Consider the following 21606-nt stretch of genomic DNA (forward strand, 5'->3'; position numbering starts at 1 on the left):
TCATTTTTTTCTTTTTTATGGTTTACAAATACAAAGATAAGAAAAAAGGAGCTTACACACTTTTATAGGACAGTACCATGAATTTATAGATAAAATCTTTCTGCCGTTGCTGGAACATGAGTCTGCAAATGGAGAAACGAAAACACGTGATTATTTGGAGTTTCTTCGTGAGGAAGGAAGAATAGAGGAATAAAAACCTGTGTGGATAAAGCCCTTGTGGCTCTTCTTCAGATAGGAGAAGAAATATTTTGCGTAGATTTTAAAAATTGGTCATTAAGAAATTAAAAAGACATTCAATAATTTCTTAACAATAACTATGATTTTGATAGTTTTAATCTGCTGACTATTTCCGAAGGCTCTATGGAATTCATGCAAGCAAAATCCTTTCGGTGGCATGGTTGATTACCAAATACAGAACAAGGACGGCATGAGAGTTTGTTGTTCTGAACGGCATCTTCCTTGTCCTGATTCCATCCGAAGAATCCGCAAAAAGGATGTGTGGCTCCCCAAATGCTGATAACCCGGGTTCCAACAAGTGAAGCAAGGTGCATGTTGGCGCTGTCCATGGAAATCATTGCCTCAAGATGACTCATTAAGATGAGTTCTTCTGATAATCCGTGCAGAGCTGATGAGGCGAAAATGCAATGCTCATATTTTTCTTCCCACGATTTAAGGATTTCCTTTTCTTCTCTACCACCTCCGAAAAGGAATAGTTTGATATGGTCGCGTTGTGTGGATAACAATCGAATCACCTCTTCCATTTTTTCTTTCGGGTAGGTTTTACCCTTGTGAGCTGCGAAAGGAGCGATGCCAATCCATTTTTCCCCTTCTTTCTTCTCATTCATCCCTTCCGGGAGTTGTTCAATATCGTTTCCTCCGTTTACGAAGATGGATTGAAAATCGGGTCGGATGGGATAGCCCAATGCCTCCAAAACATCCATATAGTTTTTGAAAGAAGTGGGTTGTTGTACGAAGATTTTATTGTTTTTTCTGCAAAGTCTGCGTTTTCCCAACTTGTGCTTATCAATGTGTTTTGTCTTATAACCATTAACACAAAAGCGCAAACGCAAATATTTTGTTCTTAGTACATTATGGAAGTCAGCAATGTGTGTGGGATGTTTAGCGGTAATTCTCCGAAAAAGCTTGTTAAGCCCATGAATGCCTTTGTATTCATTATTTAAGTCGGCTTCCATAAATTCCACGTTGTCGGGCATGTTTTGGAAGAAAGCTCTCGCAAACGGACGCGAAAGCACACTGATTCTAAGTTTTGGATATTGTGTTGCCAACGCGAAAACTATGGGCACCGTCATGGCAACGTCGCCCATTGCAGAAAAGCGTACAATGATGATGTGGTCGGTTTTCAATTATTTCTTGTATAATACCGGATTGGTAGCCGGGTCATTGTACATCTTCATTTGGCGATATACCTTCATATATTTGCGACCTGCTTTGATATCCTCGAGCAGTTGATTGATGGCTGTTCCTAAATCTTTTTGCTGTTCAAGGAGCACCGCTAATTTCTTTTTACACTTTTCCCGATGTTCTTCTGAGGCATCGGCACGTTCTGCCTCTTCGTTCATGTGATAAATTTTGAGCGCAAGAATAGAAAGTCTGTCCACTGCCCATGCCGGACTTTCAGTGTTGATGGTGGCATTGTCTTGAACTTTCACATCAGAATATAACTGTCTGAAGTAAGAATCAATTTGTTCCACCAAATCTGTTCGGTCTTGGTTCGACCTGTCAATGCGCCGTTTGAGACTCATTCCTGCATCTGGATTGATATGAGGATCGCGTATAAGGTCTTCAAAATGCCATTGTACAGTATCGATCCAACATTTTAAGTAAAGCCTATTCTCTATGGAATCCCTGTCGTAGGGGTTATTAATAGGTGTATCAACGTTGTCTGTGATATGATAATCACGGATGGCCTGTGTAAAAATCTCGTTGCAATGTTCTGTAAATGACATTTTATTTAGGTTTTAATTTATTTTGCAAATATAACTCAAAATAATGATATGAGCAAAAATTAAATAGTTGGTTTTGTGGAATTGGATTAAAAAAATGAATATTGGAACTTTTTTTCGCAAGAGCTGTTGTGCGAATAATTTGCTAAAAGTTTTGATTTATAGCAAAGTAAACCTTAAATAATAGTAAATTTATGCACAATGTTATATTAAATGTGCATGGTAATGCACTTTTTTGAGTGAAAAATTTGTATAGATGGAAAATTTATCTTTCCTTTGCAGCCGAATTTTAGAAATGAAAAATATTATTAAACATTTTAAATCTTAAAAATTATGTCAGAAATTGAATCTAAAGTAAAGGCGATTATCATGGATAAGCTCGGTGTTGAAGAGGCAGAAGTAAAGCCTGAAGCAAGCTTCACGAATGATCTCGGTGCCGATTCGTTGGATACTGTAGAGCTGATCATGGAATTCGAGAAGGAATTTGGTATTTCTATTCCTGATGACAAAGCTGAGAAAATCGGCACTGTAGGTGATGCTATTGTTTATATCGAAGAGAACGCAAAGTAAAGTTATTATGAAATAAGAGCGGAGCAAAAGTTCTTCGCTCAACTTTTGTTTTTAACTATTCGCTTATATTAGTACTCATGTTTCGCCGAGAGCAGGAGTAATGAAATAAGAATTGGGGAGTTAAGCCAGTAGTTTTGCCTTTAGGTTTTTTGTAGGAATACCAATAGGGAAACTTTAGCTTAACTCCTTAATTTCATGGTTTGACATCTCATTTTATTTCAAGCAGAAGCGAAACAATAAAAATCAATTAGATGGAATTAAAAAGAGTAGTGGTAACAGGTTTGGGAGCTGTTACTCCGTTGGGAAATAGCCCCGAAGATACATGGAAAGCCATGTTGGACGGAAAAAGCGGTGCTGCGCCTATCACGCAATTCGATACAACCAATTTCAAGACTCGCTTTGCTTGTGAAGTGAAGGATTTGAATATAAACGACTATATCAACCGTAAAGAGGCTCGAAAGTTAGACCGTTACACGCAATTGGCAATCATCAGTGCCATACAAGGTGTGGACGACAGTGGTATCGACTTGGAGAAAGTGGATAAAACGCGCATTGGTGTGGTTTACGGTGTAGGCATCGGAGGTATTAAAACCTTTGAGGATGAAGTGGTATATTGGGGACAGCACCTTGATGAGGAACCTAAGTTCAATCCTTTCTTCATTCCCAAGATGATTTCGGATATAGCTGCTGGACAAATCAGCATTCGTTTCGGATTTCATGGTCCAAACTTTGCGACAACCTCAGCTTGTGCTTCCTCTACCAATGCCATAGCGGCAGCATTTAATTTGCTTCGGTTGGGAAAGGCAAACATGATTGTAACCGGTGGCGCTGAGGCTGCCATTTGTGCTTGTGGAGTAGGTGGTTTCAATGCCATGCACGCGTTATCAACTCGCAACGATGATCCGGAACACGCTTCACGACCATTCTCTGCAAGTCGCGATGGGTTTGTCATGGGCGAAGGAGCCGGCTGTCTAATCCTCGAAGAACTGGAACACGCGAAAGCGCGCGGAGCAAAAATCTACGCGGAGCTTGTGGGTGAAGGAGAATCTGCCGATGCTTATCACATCACGGCTTCCCATCCCGAAGGTCTTGGGGCAAATTTGGTAATGAAAGCAGCACTTGATGACGCAGGTTTGAAGCCGGAAGACATTGATTATATCAATGTTCACGGTACTTCGACTCCGGTAGGTGATGTGTCTGAGGCAAAAGCCATTAAAGATTTGTTTGGCGATGCGGCTTATAAGTTGAACATTTCCTCGACAAAGAGTATGACCGGACACCTTCTCGGTGCTGCCGGAGCAGTTGAAGCAATGGCTTGTATACTTGCCATTCGCGATGGAGTAGTGCCTCCAACCATCAATCATGAGGAAGACGACAAGGACGAAAATCTCGATTACAATTTGAATTTTACGTTCAACAAGCCCCAAAAGCGTGAAATACGTGCTGCACTCAGCAATACATTCGGCTTTGGAGGACATAATGCTTGTGTGATTTTTAAGAAGTATGCTGAATAGAATCATCGACAGGATAAGGCTTCCTTTCCGGACGGAAAAGGAGCTTTATCTGTCTTTATATCAAATTATTGGAATTCTTCCTCACAATATCGCTTATTATAAGACGGCTCTTTTGCACAAGAGTGTGGCGCATCGAAATAAGAAAGGCAAGCCCGTTAATAACGAGCGATTGGAATTTTTGGGCGATGCCATCCTCGATGCCATTGTTGGTGATATTGTTTACGAACATTTTCCGGGAAAGCGTGAAGGTTTTTTAACCAATACACGTTCCAAGATAGTGCAGCGCGACACATTAAATCACTTAGCCAAGAAGTTGGGAATTAACGAGTTGATACTTTCGAATGGTCATTCCTCATCGCACAATAGCTATGTGGGGGGAAATGCTTTCGAGGCATTAGTCGGTGCACTTTATCTGGATCAGGGATACGATGCCTGCATGAAATTCATGAAAAGACAGATTTTAGGCGAGTTAATCAATATTGACAAAGTGGCTTACAAGGAAGTGAATTTCAAATCGAAACTGATAGAATGGAGCCAAAAGAACAAGGTGAAACTTGATTTTAATCTTCTTCAGGACGGAAAAGACAAGGAAGGGAATCCCATCTTTGATTTCCGAGTAGTCATTGAAGGGCTGCCGGCTGGCGAAGGGCACGGCTATTCAAAGAAGGAAAGTCAGCAAGAGGCAGCTAAAGTAACCTTGCAGCGTTTGCGTCGCGAACCTCAATTCATTGATGAGGTGTTCACTGCCAAGGCAAATCGTACGAAGATGGAGGAAGAACCCATACTCGAAGTTCCCGATACACGGCAGGATATGAATTTTATCGTTGGGGAAGAAACATCGAAGAAGAAACATAAGAATCCTTTTCAGGAGGAAGTGTATTCGGAAGAGGCGGTGGAGTGTTCCGATAAGTCGAAAAAAAACTTGACAGAGGATAGAACCGACACTGAAACGCTCGAACTCTATGAAATCAATGATCATAGCGATAAAGAACGCGAGGCTATCATTGCCGCCGCTGAAGCGAAGGCCTTTGAATAAAAAACATTTTTCGGAGATAAGCGTTCTGTTTGTCAGTCTGCCAAGTTTTATAAAAAACAGACCATCGTTGTTCACTATTTACCCACACACGAGGGCACACAAAAGTCCTGTTCTTTCAATGAAAAATTAGTTTAGAAAATAACATTGATAATCAGCAACTTACAAGTCCCATTTCAAAAGCTTAGCTTTTACGACATAAAAGCTTAGCTTTTGCATCCCGAAAGCTTAGCTTTTACATTCCGAAAGCTTAGCTTTTGCAAATTAATGCCTGATGTGTGGGTTTCTTTTTATTTTCCAATGTCCGTTTTTGACCCCAAGTTCCACCATGCTGTTATTGGAAACCCGACCGGACAACGTGAATTATTGGGACAACGTCCGCTTTGGTGTTGTTGTGCTTATGGTAGTTTCCTTTTCTGCGTTCCTTTATTAAAATAAGTGAAAAAAAACTATATTCAGTAATTTTACATTACTTTTGTAGTTCAATCAACTGGACATTAAATGAATCTTACACGCATAGCAGATAAGCTGTATTTTCGCCCTCGTTGTCGCGAATTGGACAAATACGTGCATGAGGGTGAAGCCCTTCAAGCCGAAGTATTGAGCTATTTGTTGGAACAAGGCAAGGAAACCGAATATGGGCGAAATCATCTTTTCTCTACTATCAAGTCATACGAAGACTTTGCTCAAAGCGTTCCGGTAAATACCTATGAGGAACTTAAGACCGACATCGACCGTATGCGCCACGGTGAGCACGATGTGTTGTGGCCCGGGCTGGTAAGATGGTACGCGAAATCATCGGGAACGACCAACGACAAGAGTAAGTTCATTCCCATTTCTTCCGAAGGCTTGCAATCCATTCATTACCAAGGTGGAAAGGATGTTGTGGCATTATACTTGTCGAACCATCCCGAAAGTCGTGTCTTCGATGGTAAAAACCTCATCTTGGGTGGCAGTCATTCTCCCAATTACAATCTGCCCAATTCATTGGTGGGCGACCTCAGTGCCATTCTCATCGAGAATATCAATCCGCTTGCCAATCTTCGTCGCGTGCCTTCCAAGCAAGTGGCTCTCTTGAGCGACTTTGAGGTGAAGCGAAACCTCATAGCGGAGCAGACGATGAACAAGGATGTGCGCAGCATTTCGGGAGTGCCTTCGTGGATGCTCTCTGTTCTTGTGCGCGTTATGGAACTTACCGGCAAGAAACATCTGGAAGAGGTGTGGCCAAATCTTGAGGTGTTCTTTCACGGTGGCATAGCCTTCACCCCTTATCGAGAGCAATTCAAGCAGTTGATAACGAAGTCGGACATGAATTACATGGAGACTTACAATGCTTCAGAAGGCTTTTTCGGAATCCAGAGCGACCTCACCGATTGCAGTATGCTTCTTATGCTCGATTACGGTGTGTTCTATGAATTTCTGCCCATGGACGAGTTTGACAGCGAAAAGCCCAACATCGTTCCCTTGAGTGGCGTGGAAACAGGCAGAAACTATGCCATGCTCATTAGTACCGTTTGCGGATTATGGCGTTATGCGATTGGCGATACCGTGCAGTTCACGTCGGTCAATCCCTATAAGTTCATCATCACCGGCAGAACGAAATACTTCATCAATGCCTTTGGTGAGGAACTCATCATGGACAATGCCGAAAAGGGACTTGAAGCTGCTTGCAAACAAACGGGTGCACAAATCTCCGAATATACCGCTGCTCCCATTTACATGGATGCCCAAGCCAAATGCCGCCATCAGTGGCTCATAGAGTTTGCAAAAGCTCCAGAGAACATGGAGCAGTTTGCCGATATTCTTGATTCTAAGTTGCAGGAAATAAATTCCGACTATGAAGCCAAGCGTTCGCACGACATCACACTTCAGCGATTGGAAATCATCTCCGCACGCCACGACCTCTTTAACGACTGGTTGAAATCGAAGGGAAAACTCGGCGGTCAGCACAAGATACCGCGACTTTCCAACAGCAGAAAGAACATAGAAGAAATGTTGGCACTGAACAACACTCCCGAAGAGCAACAGCAAAGCTGACAGAACGCTTTTTATCAGTCGATGAACAATTCTTTCACGTAACAAAAAAATCAATGTTTTCAAGATTATTCCAAAACATAAAGGAACTTACCGAACGCCTGTCTGAAACGAAAGGTGCTTCGGGCGGTTTTACCTTTTTCCGAAATGGCTCTTTCAATGCAGCACTACCGATGGGTCTCTTGTCTTTTTTCCTTTTGGTTTCTTGCGCGAGAATGGGACAACCCGACGGCGGATGGTTTGACGAGACACCTCCAAAGATAGTGAGAACATTTCCGGCAGACCGCTCCACAGCAGTGAAAAGCAAGAAAATATCCATCGTCTTCGATGAGTTCATCAAGCTCGACAATCCTTCCGAAAAGGTGGTGGTATCGCCTCCACAGTTGGAAATTCCGGAGATTACCGCTTCCGGCAAACATATCTTGGTGCAACTGCAAGACTCCCTGAAAGCCAATACCACTTACACGATAGATTTCTCGGATGCCATCTCCGACAATAACGAGGGAAATCCGCTTGGAAACTATACCTATACTTTCTCCACCGGAGAGGATATCGACACAATGGAAGTGGCAGGCTATGTGCTCGAAGCAGAGAACTTGGAACCCATCAAGGGCATTCTCGTGGGACTATATGCCAACCAAGCCGACACGGCTTTTTTGCGCGAACCAATGCTTCGCGTATCTCGCACCAACGACCGCGGCTATTTTGTCATCAAGGGGGTGGCAAAACGCGATTACAGAATTTACGCCTTGCAGGACGCTGATGGAAACTATTTCTTCAATCAGCCTGCCGAGAAGATAGCTTTCACGCCGGAAGTCATCATGCCCTCTGCGATTTCGGATGTGCGTCAAGACACCATTTGGCAGGATTCGCTCCGCATCTCCGACATTAAACGTGACTCCTACACACATTTCTTGCCCGACGATGTGGTGCTGAAGGCGTTCACCGAATTGCAGACCAATCGCTACTTCATGAAGGCGGAACGACAGAATGCCGACCATTTCACGCTCTTCTTCAGTTACGGACATAAGAATCTGCCAAAACTCAGAGGACTGAATTTCAACGCCAACGACGCTTTCGAGGTGGAATCATCGGTCAATCAGGACACGATAACCTATTGGTTGCGCGACACACTCTTGATAAATCAAGACACGCTCAGGATGGAAATGCAATACGAGGGAAGCGATTCACTCAACAACCTTGTCTTGCAAACCGACACCTTGGAAGTATTGGCGAAAACTCCCTATGCCAAACGTGAGAAAAAACGGCAAGAAGAATACGACAAATGGCTGAAACAGCAAAACAAAAACAAGGAGCGGGGAAAGGATTACCAAAGCGAATTTCCGGCAGACCCTTACGGTGTGAAATATAACGTCGGTTCACTCATGGCTCCGGATGAGAACATCTCTTTCGATTTCCAATCGCCTCTCGCCGAGTTGGACACAACGAAGATACATCTCTATGAGAAAATAGACACCCTTTGGTACAGGACAAAATATCAATTGGGTGCCGATCCGAACGTCCCTCGTCGCTATAAGCTTGTGGGAGCGTGGAATGGCGGACACGAATACAGTCTGGAAATCGACTCAACGGCTTTCACCGATATCTACGGAAAGACATCCAATAAATACAAACAGGGCTTCAAGGTGAAAGCACTATCTGAGTTTGCCACGCTCATCATCACCGTAGAGGGAATGAAAGGCAAGAATTGCGTAGTGCAGTTGCTCAATGAGAGCGACAAACCGGTGAAGGAAGTGCCATTGAAAGAGAACGTAGCCACCTTCTACTATGTTAATCCGGGCACGTATTACATGAGGTTGTGGGTGGACGACAATGACAACGGACAGTGGGACACCGGACTTTACAGTGCGCAGCGACAAGCAGAGGCAGTTTATTATTATCCTCGCGAAATAGAATGTAAGGCAAATTGGGACGTGCGGGAGACATGGAATCCGAAAAACACGCCACTCTATTTGCAAAAACCAGGTAAGATAACACAGCAGAAATCGGAAAATCGCAAAAAAGTGAAAAGCAGAAATATTGAGCGAGCAAAGAGTTTGGGACTGGAGTATAATCCAAAGGTGGGTGTCTGACGCCTCTTGCTACCTTTGCGATTTACTCTTTGTCGGCTTCTTTTTGTTCCGTAAACATTCAGTTCATGGGCTTTTGCGAGGAAACTTTATAGTCATGTCGTATAACTTCATGTCGCTGTTTCGTCATGCACTAATCAACTCCAAGAAAAAGCAGTTTCTAAAAACCATACGCCATGAACTCATATCAACATCTGCACCTGTCCGGACAAGACAAAAGACAAGCCTATTCTTTATTTTTTTGAGCATTGAAAACGTGAAAATCCTTCCCTGACGATATGGGAAAAGTTCAATAATGTCCTGAATTTTCTTCATTCATCTATCAAAAGCTTAGCTTTTGCTTTCCAAAAGGTAAGCTTTTGCAATGCAAAAGGTCATGAATCGGAGTGCAAAAGCTAAGCTTTTAAATCTCAATTAATATCGTCCTGATTATCAATAGATTACGCAGAGTGTATCGAACACGGTTTTTGTAATATAATTTCATGGTGATTAGAATACCGTTGAGAAAAGATAAAGAATTTCTCACTGCCATACAACATCGAGAAATCCTGATGACCGATTTGAGATAAACGCTCTCTTTGCCGTTAGCAAATATACATACAACCGGAATTTTATTGCTGAAGAGGTGCGAAGAAAAATAAACGGAGGATGGATTGAAAAAGTAAGGAAATAGTATTATTTTTGTATGTTAAACAATCCTGCAATCAAAAAAAACTACAAACAAGTTGTCACAAAACCGGACTTCTTGCGTACTATTTGCAGAAACCCAAGATAAAAAATCAATAATAATAACAGCTTATGAAACGAATCCTCCTTTTAAGTTTCACCTTTCTTACCATTCTCGCTTCCGGCTGCAAAGGTAATTGCCAGATGATCGACACCTCTGTGAATGGTAGAATGTTGAATGAAAAACTGTCGAAAAAGTCTTTCAACCTGAAAAACTTCCATGGTGTGAGCATGAGCACAGTGGCAGACGTTGAGTATGTTCAAAGTACTAAATACAGCATTGTGGTAACGGCTTCTGAACGTTTCATGAAAGGTCTCGGAATAAAAGTAAACAATGGGATTTTAAAAATCTACGAGACAAGAAGATGGGGTGAAACCACTCACAAATCAAGCGAAAGAAAACCACGCATAAAGATTTGTTCTCCGTGTATGGACGATGTCGATTTGTCGGGTGTAGGCACTTTCCAATCGAACCGGATAAAGGCGGGAACGATGAAAATAAAAGTCAGTGGCGTATCGAAGCTGTCAATAGGTCAGATTAATTGCGATGACTTTCAATTGGAGTCGAGTGGTGTGGGCACTTACAGAATGAATATCCGCACACGGAAAGCCAAGTTGAATAATAACGGAAACTGTAAAGTGTTCGGAAATTTGGTTGCCGATGATTTCCGGATTACTAATAGCGGCTCGGCAACGTTCAACATGACGATAAACGGAAGTAACGGGCGAATAGACAACTTGGGAACGGGAAAGATGTCGCTCAAATTCTCTAACGTTGATTTGCTGAGAATTAAAAATCAGGGCGTGGGAAATATGAATATAGATTTTAGTGGAAAGAAGCTCAATATACAAAATCAAGGCAATGGAAAAATAATGGCAAGACTGGATTGCGATAACATTTCCGCCTGCAATCCCGGAGTGGGGAAAATGGTTCTCTCAGGGAAGGCAGACAACGTGAACATACAATCCTCCGGTATTTCCAACATCGATACTTCCAAGCTGAATAATTATTAAGTGAAAGATGGCATGACCGACGCGGAGTTCCAACAAGAAGCCACACAATTGCGGACGCGATTGATTTCCGTTGCCGTGCGCTACTTGAAAAGTGAAGAGCCGGCAGAAGACATTGTGCAAGACACGATGTTGCGTCTCTGGCAACTTCGCTTGGAGCTCCATCAGCCACTCATGCCCCTTGCATCGGTGCTGACACGCAATTTGTCGATCGACTATTTGCGAAGGCAACGTCCGTGCCAATCCTTGGCAGATGTGCAACTCGCGAGCGAGGAAGAGAAAGGGAGCGTAGAACGATACAATCGAATGATGTCGATTTTGGATAACTTGCCGGGACTTCAACAAACACTTCTTCGTCTGCGCCATATTGAGGGAATGGAATACGGCGATATTGCCCGGATTATGGGCAGTTCGGAAGTGGCAGTTCGACAAGCAATCAGCAGAGCTCGCCGGAAAATACTAAAGAAATATGAAGATGAAAATGGAAGAAATAAAAATATTGATTGAAAAGTTTCTTGATGGGGAGACAACACTTGCCGAGGAGACAACACTCTATCGTTTCTTCCAAAGCGGACAAGTGCCTTCAGAATTGCGACCTTACCGAATGATGTTCAACGACTATGCCGAACTTCCATCATGTAATACGAATCGGGATGTGAAACGCGAGCCAAGGCGCATTGACTATCGGCATCGAAACCATTGGCTGCGAATAGTCGTGGCAGCTTCACTGCTCTTGCTCATGGGAACTTTTGTGGGGTTCTATCTGCATCGCGAGCAAATGGTGGCGCAAACCTATGCCGGCAGCTACATGATTGTGGACGGAAAGCGGATTGACAACTGGCAAAAAATAAAGCCCAAGGTGAAGGCAACATTGAAAGAGGCTGACAAAATAGAGCGCAAGGTGGAGAGCGAGTACGTTATTAATGAAGCTGAGGGCGAGGTATTGGAAAACATTACCGACCCTCAGCAGCGTGCAGAGCTGGAAAATCTACTGAAAGGCGTGTAGAGGTGGTTGGCTTCATCGAGTGTATGGAATAAGGTTGATATAAAATAGAGGTTGTTATGAGAAGATATGTGATATTTATAATCGTCTGCCTGCTGACAACTGTCGGAGCACAGGCACAAAACAGCATTGATAAATTGGTGGAAAAATATTCCATTACGGGAGGTTCCGTCTTCATCACCGTGGTAAAGCGCAATCCGAGAACTCGCAAGGTGGAGAAGGTGGTCAAGACATTGGAAGTGGAATATGGACACGGAGCGCAATTCTATCGAGCATTCAAGGCGGAATCCGCTACTGGAACTTGGTCGGAAATGCTGAAAGACAACACGCGAACCACCCTACTTGTCATCGACAAGTCTGACCAAGTGCGCATCTATATGCTGAGAAAGAAGGAAAAAAAATATCCCGACAAATCGAAAGTAACCATCATTATCCAAACAAAATAATGATGAAAAGCTTACAACCCAAGAAATAATGAAGAACCATTCCGGAAGACTTATCCGAAGTTGATAATAAAAAAAATCGGATGGAACGTAAAAAACAGTAAAACAGTAAAATATTTTCATGGATAATGAGTATCTTTGCACCATGGGGAGTTTCGGTTTGTTACCGTTTCATGCAGCATGACGGTAACTAATCCCCCACCCTTCCTGTTTTTTAGATATTCGTCTGAAAATAAATTGCTTATAAGAGATAATTAAAAATGTTGGAACTGCGTGAGAATAAACAATGACATAGCGACACTTAAACTTATCGCCCCCATTCCGATGGGAAAGTTATTGTTTCTTCATGCCTTTACACAAAACAACCAATACAGAGAAAACATGAGAAAATCATCAAGAATCCTTTCCGTGATAGTGGGTTGCATCATTGCGATGGGCGCACAAGCACAAACACCGGCTGACTCTGATACCATTCGGGTGCAGCAAATCGACGAAGTGGTGGTTACCCATCAACGACAATTGGTGAAGAACGAAATCGACAAGCTCACCTACGACGTGCAACACGATGAGAGCGCGAAGAGCAAGACGATACTGGAAATTCTGAAGAAAGTGCCGTTGGTAACAGTGGACGGTCAGGACAACATCAAGGTACAAGGTTCTTCCTCGTTCAAAATCTATCGCAACGGGCATCCCGATCCAAGTCTTGCGGGTTCCAACGCCAAGGACATTCTGAAGTCTATTCCCGCTTCGAGCATCAAGAAGATAGAAGTCATCACCGATCCGGGAGCGAAATATGATGCAGAAGGCACCACTTCTATCCTCAACATCGTAACCCTTTCCGACAGTAGGTTGCAGGGAGTGGCAGGCTCGCTTCAAGCCAATGCCAATTCGCGTGGTTCCGTGGGTACGGGAGGTTTCATCACCACGCAAGTGGGAAAGCTCATTCTCACCGCGAACTACAACTATAGGTATCAGGCTGCGAAAGAAGTGGATGCCGAGACCGAAGTTTACAAAAAGTATTTGCAATCGGGAGAGTACTCCTATTCACGTGGGAAGAACAAACAACCCGCAAATATCCATTACGGAAATATAGACGGAAGTTACGACATTGATTCTCTCAACCTGCTCAGTTTCTCGTTCGGGGGGATGTATTACACGGTAAACCTCAACGGAATATCCTCTGAAGAGCGTTACGATGCCCACGACAACCTACTTTACAAGTACAAAGAGCTATTCACCATGCCGGGCTATTCGTTTTACAATCTAAACGGAAGAGCCGACTATCAGCACAAAACCAAGCGAGAGGGAGAGGTGTTCACGCTGTCCTATATGTTGGCAACTACGCGACGCCACGACACCACCCGGAGCGATTTTGCCGAGACACAGAACTTCCCCATCGATTACAAAGGCTACGAAAAGCAAAACCGTGAACGATTCGTGGAGCATACCCTGCAATTAGATTATGTCCGTCCGCTTGCCAAACTTCACACCATGGAGATGGGCTTGAAGTACATCAACCGCAGCAACAAAAGCGATTCGCGAATGGATTATTTTGGTAAGGAACAGAACATGATCAGCTTGTTCAATCACGACACGCAGGTTGCGGCAACCTATCTCTCTTATTTGTTCCACAGCGAGCGATGGTCGGCACGTGCCGGACTCCGCTATGAATACAGCTATCTGAAGGCATCCTATCCCAATGGCAGCGCGGAAGGCTTCCATCGGAATCTCAATGACTGGGTGCCCTCTGCGAGCGTGCAATATAAAATCACCGATTCGCAGTCGTTAAAACTAAGCTACGGCATGCAAATTCGACGTCCGGGCATCACCTATCTCAATCCCGCCGTATTCAAGACGCCTACCAGCATTTCCTATGGTAATGTTCACTTGAACAGTAGTAAAAGCCACAGCATATCGCTTACCTATAGTTTCATGAGTCCGAAAGTTACCTTCTCGTTCTATCCTTCTTATACTTTCGCCAACAACTGGATAACCACTTCGCGGTTTGTCAATGACGGAATCGTTACGTACACCTATGCCAACGATATGAAATACCGTGCCTTTAAGATTTCGGGCTATGTACAGTGGCAACCCTTTGCCGGAACGAATGTCAATCTGAATGGAAACATCACGAGCGAGAAGAAGTCCATCCCCGCCCCCAATCTCAGCCTGAGCGGATGGGGAGGTCAGGCTTTTCTTAGCTTGCAGCAGCAGTTGCCTTGGAAACTCACGATGGATGTCGATGGGGGTGGCGAGTTCGGGCGTAACATTGATAATGTTTATGGATACGGAGGTCGATGGTATTACTATTCTTTCTCGCTTACACGCTCTTTCCTGAAAGATAAGTTGAACGTTTCGGTCTTCACCTCGATGCCGTTTACGAACCATGACCACATGAAGAGTAGCATCGTGCAAGGCGATTACATCGGTTATGACAACTGGGAACAGAAGTCGCGTAACTTTGGAATCCGACTATCATGGAGGTTTGGAAAGCTAAAAGCTTCCGTGAAGAAAGCCGACAAGACGATACAGAACAATGATGTCGTGGGAGGCATCGGCAAATGACATACTGAAAGGAGAGAACGGAGCGGCAACCACAGCTGCTCCGTTTTTTTATGGTTATTGTGAAGCGTTATTCTTTCTTGTTGAATGATTGAAAACTCCTAATGGTTTTCTTTCTGCTTCACACCATGAAATTATATTACAAAAACTTTGTTGGGGCATGTTTTGTAATCTGTTGATAATCAGTATAATATTAATTGCGATTTAAAAGCTTAGCTTTTGCATTCCGATTCATGACCTTTTGCACTGCAAAAGGTAAGCTTTTGGAAAGTGAAAGCTAAGCTTTTGGTGGATGAATGAAGAAAATTTAGGACATTATTGTGCTTATTCTGCAAAAATGAGCCATACGCCACATTTTTGCAGAATAAGCTAAAATAATTTGAGGAGTGAAACTTAGGCTGATAAAATTCAAGAAGCACCCTGTCATGCTTCTTGAATTTCTGTTGGAAAAGTTGGGATGCGGAGGCTTAATTTAGTCCGAACAAGGCTTTCAATCCTCCGTCCACGCCCGAGAAACCCATGAAAGCAAGCGAAAGCAAACCAGCCGTTACAAGCACAATCGCCATGCCTTGCATGCCTTTTGGAACGCGTGTGTAAGCAAGTTGCTCGCGAATGCCTGCAAAGATGGTCAGAGCAAGTGCGAAACCCAATGCCGTGGAGAAGGCATATACCACGCTCTGCAACAGCGAGAAGTCTTTTTGTATGACGAGGATGGCAACTCCCAATACGGCGCAGTTGGTGGTGATGAGTGGCAGGAAGATGCCCAACGCCTGATACAAGGCGGGGGAAACCTTTTTGAGGATAATCTCAACCATCTGCACCAGCGCGGCTATCACGAGGATGAACGCCAAAGTTTGGAGATATTGTAGCCCGAAAGGATTGAGCACGTAGATTTGTACCAAATAGGTAACGATGGTTGCCAAGGTGAGCACGAACGCCACCGCCGCCCCCATTCCCAAGGCAGTATCTACCTTTCTGGAAACGCCGAGGAATGGGCAGATGCCAAGGAATTGTGAAAGAACGATGTTGTTGACAAAAATCGCCGAAATAAATATCAAGATATATTCCATAATGCTTTATCCTTTCTTAAATTTATTGACAATCGCGATGAGATAGCCGAGCGTGATAAATGCTCCCGGTGGTAATACGAAGAGTAGTGTGTTCGTTACTTCAGGCAGGAGTACGAAACCAAAGAGCGAACCGGCGCCGAGCAGTTCTCTTACCGCTCCCAACAAAGTAAGAGCAAACGTAAAACCAAGTCCTATGCCCAATCCGTCGAAGATGCTTGCCAGTGGTGTGTTCTTGCAGGCAAACGCCTCAGCGCGACCTAAAATGATACAATTGACCACAATCAGTGGAATGAAGATGCCCAACGATTTGTCCACGGCAGGCGCATAGGCTTTGATGAGCATTTGAAGAATGGTTACGAAAGAGGCTATCACTACCACGAAGACAGGGATGCGCACCTTGTCGGGGGTAACGCTCTTGATGCACGATATGGCAAGGTTGGAGCAGATGAGCACGAACAACGTTGCCAATCCCATAGACATGCCATTGAGGGCACTTGTCGTGGTGGCAAGTGTGGGACACATACCGAGGAGCAACACGAACGTAGGGTTCTCCTTGATTAGTCCATTGGTTAATATTTTCAGATGATTCATAGTTTTTCTTCCTTTCTTATTTCTTCATGTAAGCTTCGTAAGCGTGGTTGATGGCACTTAAAAAAGCTCTCGAGGTGATGGTGCTCGCGGTGATGGCATCAATCTCTCCACCGTCTTTGCGCACCGTCAGCGGCTTTTTGCTTGGATTCTTCCCTATTACGCAGCCTTTCCCATCCTTCTGGAACCATTTGTCGGCTTTCGCCCCAAGTCCCGGTGTTTCAGTGGAGGTAAGGACGGTGTAGCCCAAAATATTGCCTTCTGGGTCGAAACCCACCAGCACTTTCAAGTCGCCACCGAAGCCTTGCGTGATACTTTCCACGGCGGCACCCAACGATTTACCGGCATTGGCGACATGATGCACAACAAAGGCAGTCTCTTTGCCTTTTATCGTTTGTTTGACGGTGTCGGTCGATGTTACGTTGAGTTGTCCACCGCCCATCACCAAGGTAATTCCGTCAGTCAGGTTCTTCTCGGCTTGTGCCGCGATGGTATCTTTTGTCAGCTCGTTGATGTAGGCAAGCACGCCTCCCATTAGCAGGGCTGCGGCAACGAGCACAACCACCATGTTAGTTAAAGAGGACTCTAATTTCTTCATTTCTTTATTACCTCCCCGAATCTTTTAGGTTTGATGTATGCGTTGATAAGTGGTGTGAACGCGTTCATGATGAGAATGGCGAACGACATGCCCTCCGGATAGCTTCCCCAGTTGCGAAGAACAACCGTAAGCAGACCAATCGATATGCCATAGATGAGTTGTCCTTTCGGTGTCATGGGCGATGTAACATAATCTGTTGCCATGAAGATGGCTCCCAGCATCAGTCCTCCGCTGAACAAGACGGTAAGCGGGTCGGCGTAGATGGGATTTGCGAGATGCAAAAGTCCCGAGAATACGAAAACGGTAACAAGGATTGAAATGGGAATGTGCCACGTAATAATCTTCCGCCATAACATATATATCAATCCGCCGATGAGTGCTAAGGCACACACCTCGCCTATGGTGCCCATACCTCCGGAAGCATTGTTACCCAACAGCAGATGGAGCGAGTTGGGAAGATTGTCCAAGACGGAAGCATCGCCCATTCTGATGGCTCTCTTCATCATGCTTAACGGTGTCGCTCCGGTTGATGCATCGAGATATTTGCTCAACTGTCCCAATACCGGCCAGGAAGTCATTTGCGCCGGAAAGCTGACCAGCAGAAAGCATCTGCCTACCAAAGCCGGATTGAATGGGTTGCAACCCATTCCGCCGAAAGTCATCTTCCCTATGCCGATGGCTACCAAAGCTCCTATCAGCGTAATCCACATTGGTAGGTTGCTCGGCAGGTTAAAGGCCAACAACAGTCCGGTAACAATGGCTGAACCATCCATGAGCGTAGGCTCTTGCTTCAACATGTATTTCGTGATTGCCCACTCGAAAAACATACAGCCGGCAATACTTGTCAGACAAACAATCACCGAGCCGATGCCAAAGTACAGGAATGACACAATCAGAGCCGGAATAAGGGCGATGATGACACCGTACATATTCTTCTCCACCGTTTCCTTGCCATGTGCATGCGGTGATAACGAAACTATTAATTTTTGCATCTTACTCTTTATTTTTTAGCCGTTTGGCTGTTTCTACCACGAATAATCTTCATTACAGTTTGCTTCCCGTTGCGAATATTGTCAAGCAGTGGGCGATGGGAAGGACATGTGAACTGGCAGGAGCCGCACTCTATGCACGATGTTATGCACTCGTGCTCACATCGTTCCCAATCCTTGAAGTTGGAAGCGGTGGCAATGAAGTAAGGCTCCAGTCCCATCGGACACACGCTCACGCATTTCGCGCAGCGAATACAGGGCTGAACTTTTTTTCTGCGTGCATCGGAATCGGTGAGAATGGTAACACTATTTGTTCCTTTGCAGATGGGAACCTCTGTGCTTATCAAGGCTTTTCCCATCATCGGACCACCTGCCAATATCTTGTTGTCGCCTTCAGGCATTCCGCCACAAGCTTCTATCAAGTCGATCATGGGCGTTCCCATGCGAACAAGGAAGTTGCCGGGATGCGCCAGTTTCTTTCCCGTTACGGTCGTATAGCGTTCAAAGAGCGGTTTGTGCTTCATTACCGCCTGATACACTGCGTATGCGGTGCCTACATTCTGAACAATCGCCCCCACATGTACCGGAATGGCAGGAGGTGCCGGAACTTGCCGACCAATAACGGCATCCACCAATTGTTTCTCACCTCCTTGTGGATATTTTTGCGCCAAAGGAACAATGGTTATCTTCTGTTTGTTGGCGGCTTTCTTCGTAAGCAGTTCTATGGCTTCGGGCTTGTTTTCCTCAATTCCGATATAACCTTTCTCCACTTTGGCAGCCTTCATCAGCAGTTCCAAACCTATGAGTATTTCGTCGGCATGCTCCATCATCAACCGGAAGTCGGAAGTGATGTAAGGCTCACATTCAACGCCATTGATAATCACGCATTCTGCTTTTGTTCCCGGCGGTGGTGTTAGTTTGATGAAAGTGGGGAAACTTGCGCCTCCCATACCGGTTATACCCGCCTCCTTGATGCGTTGTGTTATTTCTTCCGGTGTCAGTTCCGGATGTTGGGCAAGTCTGACGATAGCGTCCGACCGGTCGATGCTTTCTTCCCATTCATCGCCTTCCACGTCGATGATGATTGCCGGAACGCGATAGCCGGTGGCATCGATGACATTATCAATCTTGAGCACCTTGCCGGAAACGGCAGAGAAAATCGGAGCCGAAACAAATCCTCCTGCTTCGGCAATCATTGTACCTACCTTCACGCTATCGCCTTTTTTCACCACTGCTTTCGCCGGTGCTCCAATGTGTTGTTGAAGCGGATAGATGGCACGTTTGGGCAAGGCGGCAACTTTTGTTTTAACGTTGCTTGTCAGTTTGTTTTCCTCCGGGTGCACGCCACCCTTTCTGAACGTATGTAGTCTCATTGTTTTTCCTCCTCTTTCTTCGAATCCTTGTTTTGTCGGCCGCTTTCTACTTTCTCGTTTGTCGCCGGAGCAGCTTTTCTTATTGGGAAATTAAGCGCGACAATGGCATGTGTCGGACAGGCGTCCACGCACTTGCGACACATCTTGCACTTGTTGTAATCAATGTATGAGAGGTTGTTATCAATGGTAATGGCATCAAACGCGCAAGCTTTCAGACATTTTCCACAACCAATGCAGGCAACTTTGCAGGCTTTCAACGCCACTGCGCCTTTGTCTTTGTTTACACATCGTACATAGATGCGGCGGTTCTTCGAACCTTTCTTCCTCAATTCAATAATATTTCTCGGACATGCTTTCACGCAGGCTCCGCAGGCGGTGCACTTGTCGTCATCTACTTCCGGTAAACCGGTATCCGGATTCATGTGAATGGCATCGAAACCGCATGCCTCCACGCAGTCGCCACATCCCAGACATCCGAAACCGCATGCTGTTTCACCGGCTCCGGTGGAGTGTATGGCGGCACAAGTGCGCATACCATTGTACTCGGCAACGCGCGGACGATTTTCGCACGTTCCGTGGCAACGAACCACAGCCACCATGGGGTCGGTCTTCGCAACCGCCATTCCTAAGATATCAGCAACTTGTTCCATTACTTCTTGTCCGCCTACAGGACAGAACAAGCCTTCGATTGAACCGGCATCAGCACCTTTCACCAAGGCATCCGCCATCCCTCCGCAGCCCGGGAAGCCGCATCCTCCGCAGTTGGCACCGGGCAATGCCTCGGTAACGGTTTCCAATCGCGGATCTTCATCAACAGCAAACTTCTTGGAGATGATGTACAGCACCACTGCCGCCACAAGTGCTATTGCTCCCAGTACTATTACTGCAATTAAAATAAAGTTCATATATGTTTTTGTATTATAAGTAGCAGATTATTTTTGTTCGCTCTTTCTCGTCGGATGCTCTATGCTGAAGTTGAGCGTGTTACGCAGTTTGTTCCTGAAGAGATACAAAATTGCGTAATAGGGAATCAGCGAAGCGAGACTTGCCAATGCCGCCACAGGTTCGTTGTCGGTTAGTAGAGCGCATAAAAACAATATCAAGATGACGAGCACGAAGGGAATTCCGAACCCTAACAGCACCGCTTTCATTCCCGTGGCGTGCGATTCTACGAGCATCACGCCGTCTCCCACCTTATATTTACTTTGTTCGGCATCGTTGTAAACATCGATTATCTTCTCTTTGCTTTCCGAAGCACTACAATGTCTGGATGCCCTGCAAGACTCACAAGCTGATGTTTGCGCAATCAGAACCCGAATGCGATTGGGTTCTATTGCCCGGATAACCCCAAAATGTCTTATCTTGCCTTTCATTTGTTTTCATTAAACGCTCATTTTGCAATGTAGAGTTTACAATTGCAAAATTAACATTATATTTTTATATAGCAAATAATTCCTTATGTTTTTTTCAAAATATTCAAAATCTAAATAAAAAATAAGGGAGTGTTTGGAATGTCATGGCGAAAGAACCTATTACAAGTGTCCTTCTTTCCGTCTTATCATTCCATTTGCAAAAATACAATAATAAAAAATCGATTGCAAGGAAACTTACATGTTTTTTCATCAGAATGAATAATTGGTTTTCTTTCAATGATATTGTTCTGCTTCATTGCAATAACGTCCTAAAATTTCTTCATTCGTTTATCCAAAGCTTAGCTTTCGCGTTCCAAAAGGTAAGCTTTTGCAATGCAAAAGGTCATGAATTGAAGTGCAAAAGCTAAGCTTTTAAATCGCAATTATTATCATTCTGATTATCAATGGATTACGAAGTGCGTATCGGATGCAGTTTTTGTAATATAATTTCGTAGTGCCGGTCGGGTCGAATGTTCACTGTCAAATGCCTGTTTACCATTACCTGAATACGATTTGGAGTCATGAGGAGGTATGTGTTATTCAACATTGGAACAAAATACATCAAGTCTCATGATTTGATGAAACTTTGCGTGGGGGCACAAAATTATTTTATTACTGTCCGCTAA

19 protein-coding genes and 1 pseudogene are annotated in these 21606 nt (G+C 44.5%); 11 read left to right on the plus strand and 9 right to left on the minus strand.

All coding sequences use genetic code 11. The features are described 5' to 3' along the window. Positions 1–314: 314 nt before the first annotated feature. Positions 315–1364, minus strand: coding sequence for a glycosyltransferase family 9 protein (locus tag ETF27_RS01765; RefSeq protein WP_147785403.1), 1050 nt, complete (start codon positions 1362–1364; stop codon positions 315–317). Then, positions 1365–1967 (minus strand): DUF4254 domain-containing protein, encoded by a 603-nt coding sequence (locus tag ETF27_RS01770; protein WP_130830357.1) that lies wholly within the window; start codon positions 1965–1967, stop codon positions 1365–1367. A gap of 330 nt (positions 1968–2297) precedes the next feature. On the opposite strand from ETF27_RS01770, the gene ETF27_RS01775 reads away from it, so the two are divergent. From ETF27_RS01775 to ETF27_RS01825, 11 genes and pseudogenes are all read left to right on the plus strand, one after another. Continuing rightward, complete coding sequence (locus ETF27_RS01775) at positions 2298–2534, plus strand: acyl carrier protein (protein ID WP_130830356.1); 237 nt, start codon at positions 2298–2300, stop codon at positions 2532–2534. 251 nt (positions 2535–2785) lie between these two features. Then, a complete protein-coding gene (gene fabF / locus ETF27_RS01780; RefSeq protein WP_147785404.1) occupies positions 2786–4048 on the plus strand; it encodes a beta-ketoacyl-ACP synthase II in 1263 nt (420 codons plus the stop codon). Continuing rightward, complete coding sequence (gene rnc, locus ETF27_RS01785; RefSeq protein ID WP_147785405.1) at positions 4038–5084, plus strand: ribonuclease III; 1047 nt, start codon at positions 4038–4040, stop codon at positions 5082–5084. The genes fabF and rnc overlap by 11 nt, the downstream gene beginning before the upstream one ends. A 498-nt stretch (positions 5085–5582) precedes the next feature. After that, positions 5583–7118 (plus strand): GH3 auxin-responsive promoter family protein, encoded by a 1536-nt coding sequence (locus ETF27_RS01790; RefSeq protein ID WP_130830353.1) that lies wholly within the window; start codon positions 5583–5585, stop codon positions 7116–7118. A gap of 170 nt (positions 7119–7288) precedes the next feature. After that, entirely contained in the window at positions 7289–9208 is a 1920-nt protein-coding gene (locus ETF27_RS01795) for an Ig-like domain-containing protein (protein ID WP_130830647.1), read from the plus strand. A 79-nt stretch (positions 9209–9287) separates the two neighbouring features. Continuing rightward, positions 9288–9457: pseudogene (locus ETF27_RS11790) on the plus strand (IS1380 family transposase); the annotation flags it as partial. A gap of 546 nt (positions 9458–10003) precedes the next feature. Beyond that, positions 10004–10945: a GIN domain-containing protein gene (locus tag ETF27_RS01805; RefSeq protein WP_130830352.1), complete on the plus strand. Its 942-nt coding sequence runs from the start codon at positions 10004–10006 to the stop codon at positions 10943–10945. Continuing rightward, positions 10946–11449, plus strand: coding sequence for an RNA polymerase sigma factor (locus tag ETF27_RS01810; protein WP_240048104.1), 504 nt, complete (start codon positions 10946–10948; stop codon positions 11447–11449). Next, positions 11412–11948 (plus strand): hypothetical protein, encoded by a 537-nt coding sequence (locus ETF27_RS01815; RefSeq protein WP_130830351.1) that lies wholly within the window; start codon positions 11412–11414, stop codon positions 11946–11948. Before ETF27_RS01810 ends, ETF27_RS01815 begins: the two co-directional genes overlap by 38 nt. 56 nt (positions 11949–12004) lie before the next feature. Then, positions 12005–12391, plus strand: a complete 387-nt coding sequence (locus ETF27_RS01820; protein ID WP_147785406.1) for a DUF5024 domain-containing protein — start codon at positions 12005–12007, stop codon at positions 12389–12391. Between the two features lie 270 nt (positions 12392–12661). Further along, positions 12662–14953 carry an outer membrane beta-barrel family protein gene (locus ETF27_RS01825; protein ID WP_309253789.1) on the plus strand — a complete coding sequence of 764 codons (2292 nt, stop codon included), beginning with the start codon at positions 12662–12664 and terminating at the stop codon, positions 14951–14953. A gap of 464 nt (positions 14954–15417) precedes the next feature. Here the strand turns inward: ETF27_RS01825 and rsxA are convergent, their stop codons facing one another. The 7 genes from rsxA to ETF27_RS01860 are packed head-to-tail and all read right to left on the minus strand — an operon-like array spanning position 15418 to position 20941. Continuing rightward, complete coding sequence (gene rsxA / locus ETF27_RS01830) at positions 15418–16020, minus strand: electron transport complex subunit RsxA (protein WP_130830349.1); 603 nt, start codon at positions 16018–16020, stop codon at positions 15418–15420. 6 nt (positions 16021–16026) lie between these two features. After that, complete coding sequence (gene rsxE, locus ETF27_RS01835; protein WP_130830348.1) at positions 16027–16611, minus strand: electron transport complex subunit RsxE; 585 nt, start codon at positions 16609–16611, stop codon at positions 16027–16029. A 16-nt stretch (positions 16612–16627) separates the two neighbouring features. Then, complete coding sequence (locus ETF27_RS01840) at positions 16628–17206, minus strand: RnfABCDGE type electron transport complex subunit G (protein WP_130830347.1); 579 nt, start codon at positions 17204–17206, stop codon at positions 16628–16630. Then, positions 17203–18198 (minus strand): RnfABCDGE type electron transport complex subunit D, encoded by a 996-nt coding sequence (locus tag ETF27_RS01845; protein ID WP_130830346.1) that lies wholly within the window; start codon positions 18196–18198, stop codon positions 17203–17205. Before ETF27_RS01845 ends, ETF27_RS01840 begins: the two co-directional genes overlap by 4 nt. An 8-nt stretch (positions 18199–18206) precedes the next feature. Beyond that, entirely contained in the window at positions 18207–19568 is a 1362-nt protein-coding gene (gene rsxC / locus ETF27_RS01850; RefSeq protein ID WP_130830345.1) for an electron transport complex subunit RsxC, read from the minus strand. Then, positions 19565–20473: a Fe-S cluster domain-containing protein gene (locus tag ETF27_RS01855; protein WP_130830344.1), complete on the minus strand. Its 909-nt coding sequence runs from the start codon at positions 20471–20473 to the stop codon at positions 19565–19567. Before ETF27_RS01855 ends, rsxC begins: the two co-directional genes overlap by 4 nt. Before the next feature lie 27 nt (positions 20474–20500). Continuing rightward, positions 20501–20941 carry a SoxR reducing system RseC family protein gene (locus ETF27_RS01860; protein WP_130830343.1) on the minus strand — a complete coding sequence of 147 codons (441 nt, stop codon included), beginning with the start codon at positions 20939–20941 and terminating at the stop codon, positions 20501–20503. Between the last annotated feature and the right edge of the window lie 665 nt (positions 20942–21606).

The organism is Prevotella brunnea (assembly GCF_008016795.1).
In the GTDB taxonomy this organism is placed as follows: Bacteria; Bacteroidota; Bacteroidia; order Bacteroidales; family Bacteroidaceae; genus Prevotella; species Prevotella brunnea.

What these genes read in the sequence shown, in the direction of transcription:
- ETF27_RS01815 (WP_130830351.1), top strand. Translation starts at nt 11,412, where the DNA reads ATGAAGATGAAAATGGAAGAAATAAAAATATTGATTGAAAAGTTTCTT.
- ETF27_RS01840 (WP_130830347.1), bottom strand. Translation starts at nt 17,206, where the DNA reads ATGAAGAAATTAGAGTCCTCTTTAACTAACATGGTGGTTGTGCTCGTT.
- ETF27_RS01795 (WP_130830647.1), top strand. Translation starts at nt 7,289, where the DNA reads ATGGGTCTCTTGTCTTTTTTCCTTTTGGTTTCTTGCGCGAGAATGGGA.
- ETF27_RS01790 (WP_130830353.1), top strand. Translation starts at nt 5,583, where the DNA reads ATGAATCTTACACGCATAGCAGATAAGCTGTATTTTCGCCCTCGTTGT.
- ETF27_RS01805 (WP_130830352.1), top strand. Translation starts at nt 10,004, where the DNA reads ATGAAACGAATCCTCCTTTTAAGTTTCACCTTTCTTACCATTCTCGCT.
- ETF27_RS01860 (WP_130830343.1), bottom strand. Translation starts at nt 20,941, where the DNA reads ATGAAAGGCAAGATAAGACATTTTGGGGTTATCCGGGCAATAGAACCC.
- rnc (WP_147785405.1), top strand. Translation starts at nt 4,038, where the DNA reads ATGCTGAATAGAATCATCGACAGGATAAGGCTTCCTTTCCGGACGGAA.
- fabF (WP_147785404.1), top strand. Translation starts at nt 2,786, where the DNA reads ATGGAATTAAAAAGAGTAGTGGTAACAGGTTTGGGAGCTGTTACTCCG.
- ETF27_RS01845 (WP_130830346.1), bottom strand. Translation starts at nt 18,198, where the DNA reads ATGCAAAAATTAATAGTTTCGTTATCACCGCATGCACATGGCAAGGAA.
- ETF27_RS01770 (WP_130830357.1), bottom strand. Translation starts at nt 1,967, where the DNA reads ATGTCATTTACAGAACATTGCAACGAGATTTTTACACAGGCCATCCGT.
- ETF27_RS01855 (WP_130830344.1), bottom strand. Translation starts at nt 20,473, where the DNA reads ATGAACTTTATTTTAATTGCAGTAATAGTACTGGGAGCAATAGCACTT.
- ETF27_RS01820 (WP_147785406.1), top strand. Translation starts at nt 12,005, where the DNA reads ATGAGAAGATATGTGATATTTATAATCGTCTGCCTGCTGACAACTGTC.
- rsxA (WP_130830349.1), bottom strand. Translation starts at nt 16,020, where the DNA reads ATGGAATATATCTTGATATTTATTTCGGCGATTTTTGTCAACAACATC.
- ETF27_RS01775 (WP_130830356.1), top strand. Translation starts at nt 2,298, where the DNA reads ATGTCAGAAATTGAATCTAAAGTAAAGGCGATTATCATGGATAAGCTC.
- rsxC (WP_130830345.1), bottom strand. Translation starts at nt 19,568, where the DNA reads ATGAGACTACATACGTTCAGAAAGGGTGGCGTGCACCCGGAGGAAAAC.
- rsxE (WP_130830348.1), bottom strand. Translation starts at nt 16,611, where the DNA reads ATGAATCATCTGAAAATATTAACCAATGGACTAATCAAGGAGAACCCT.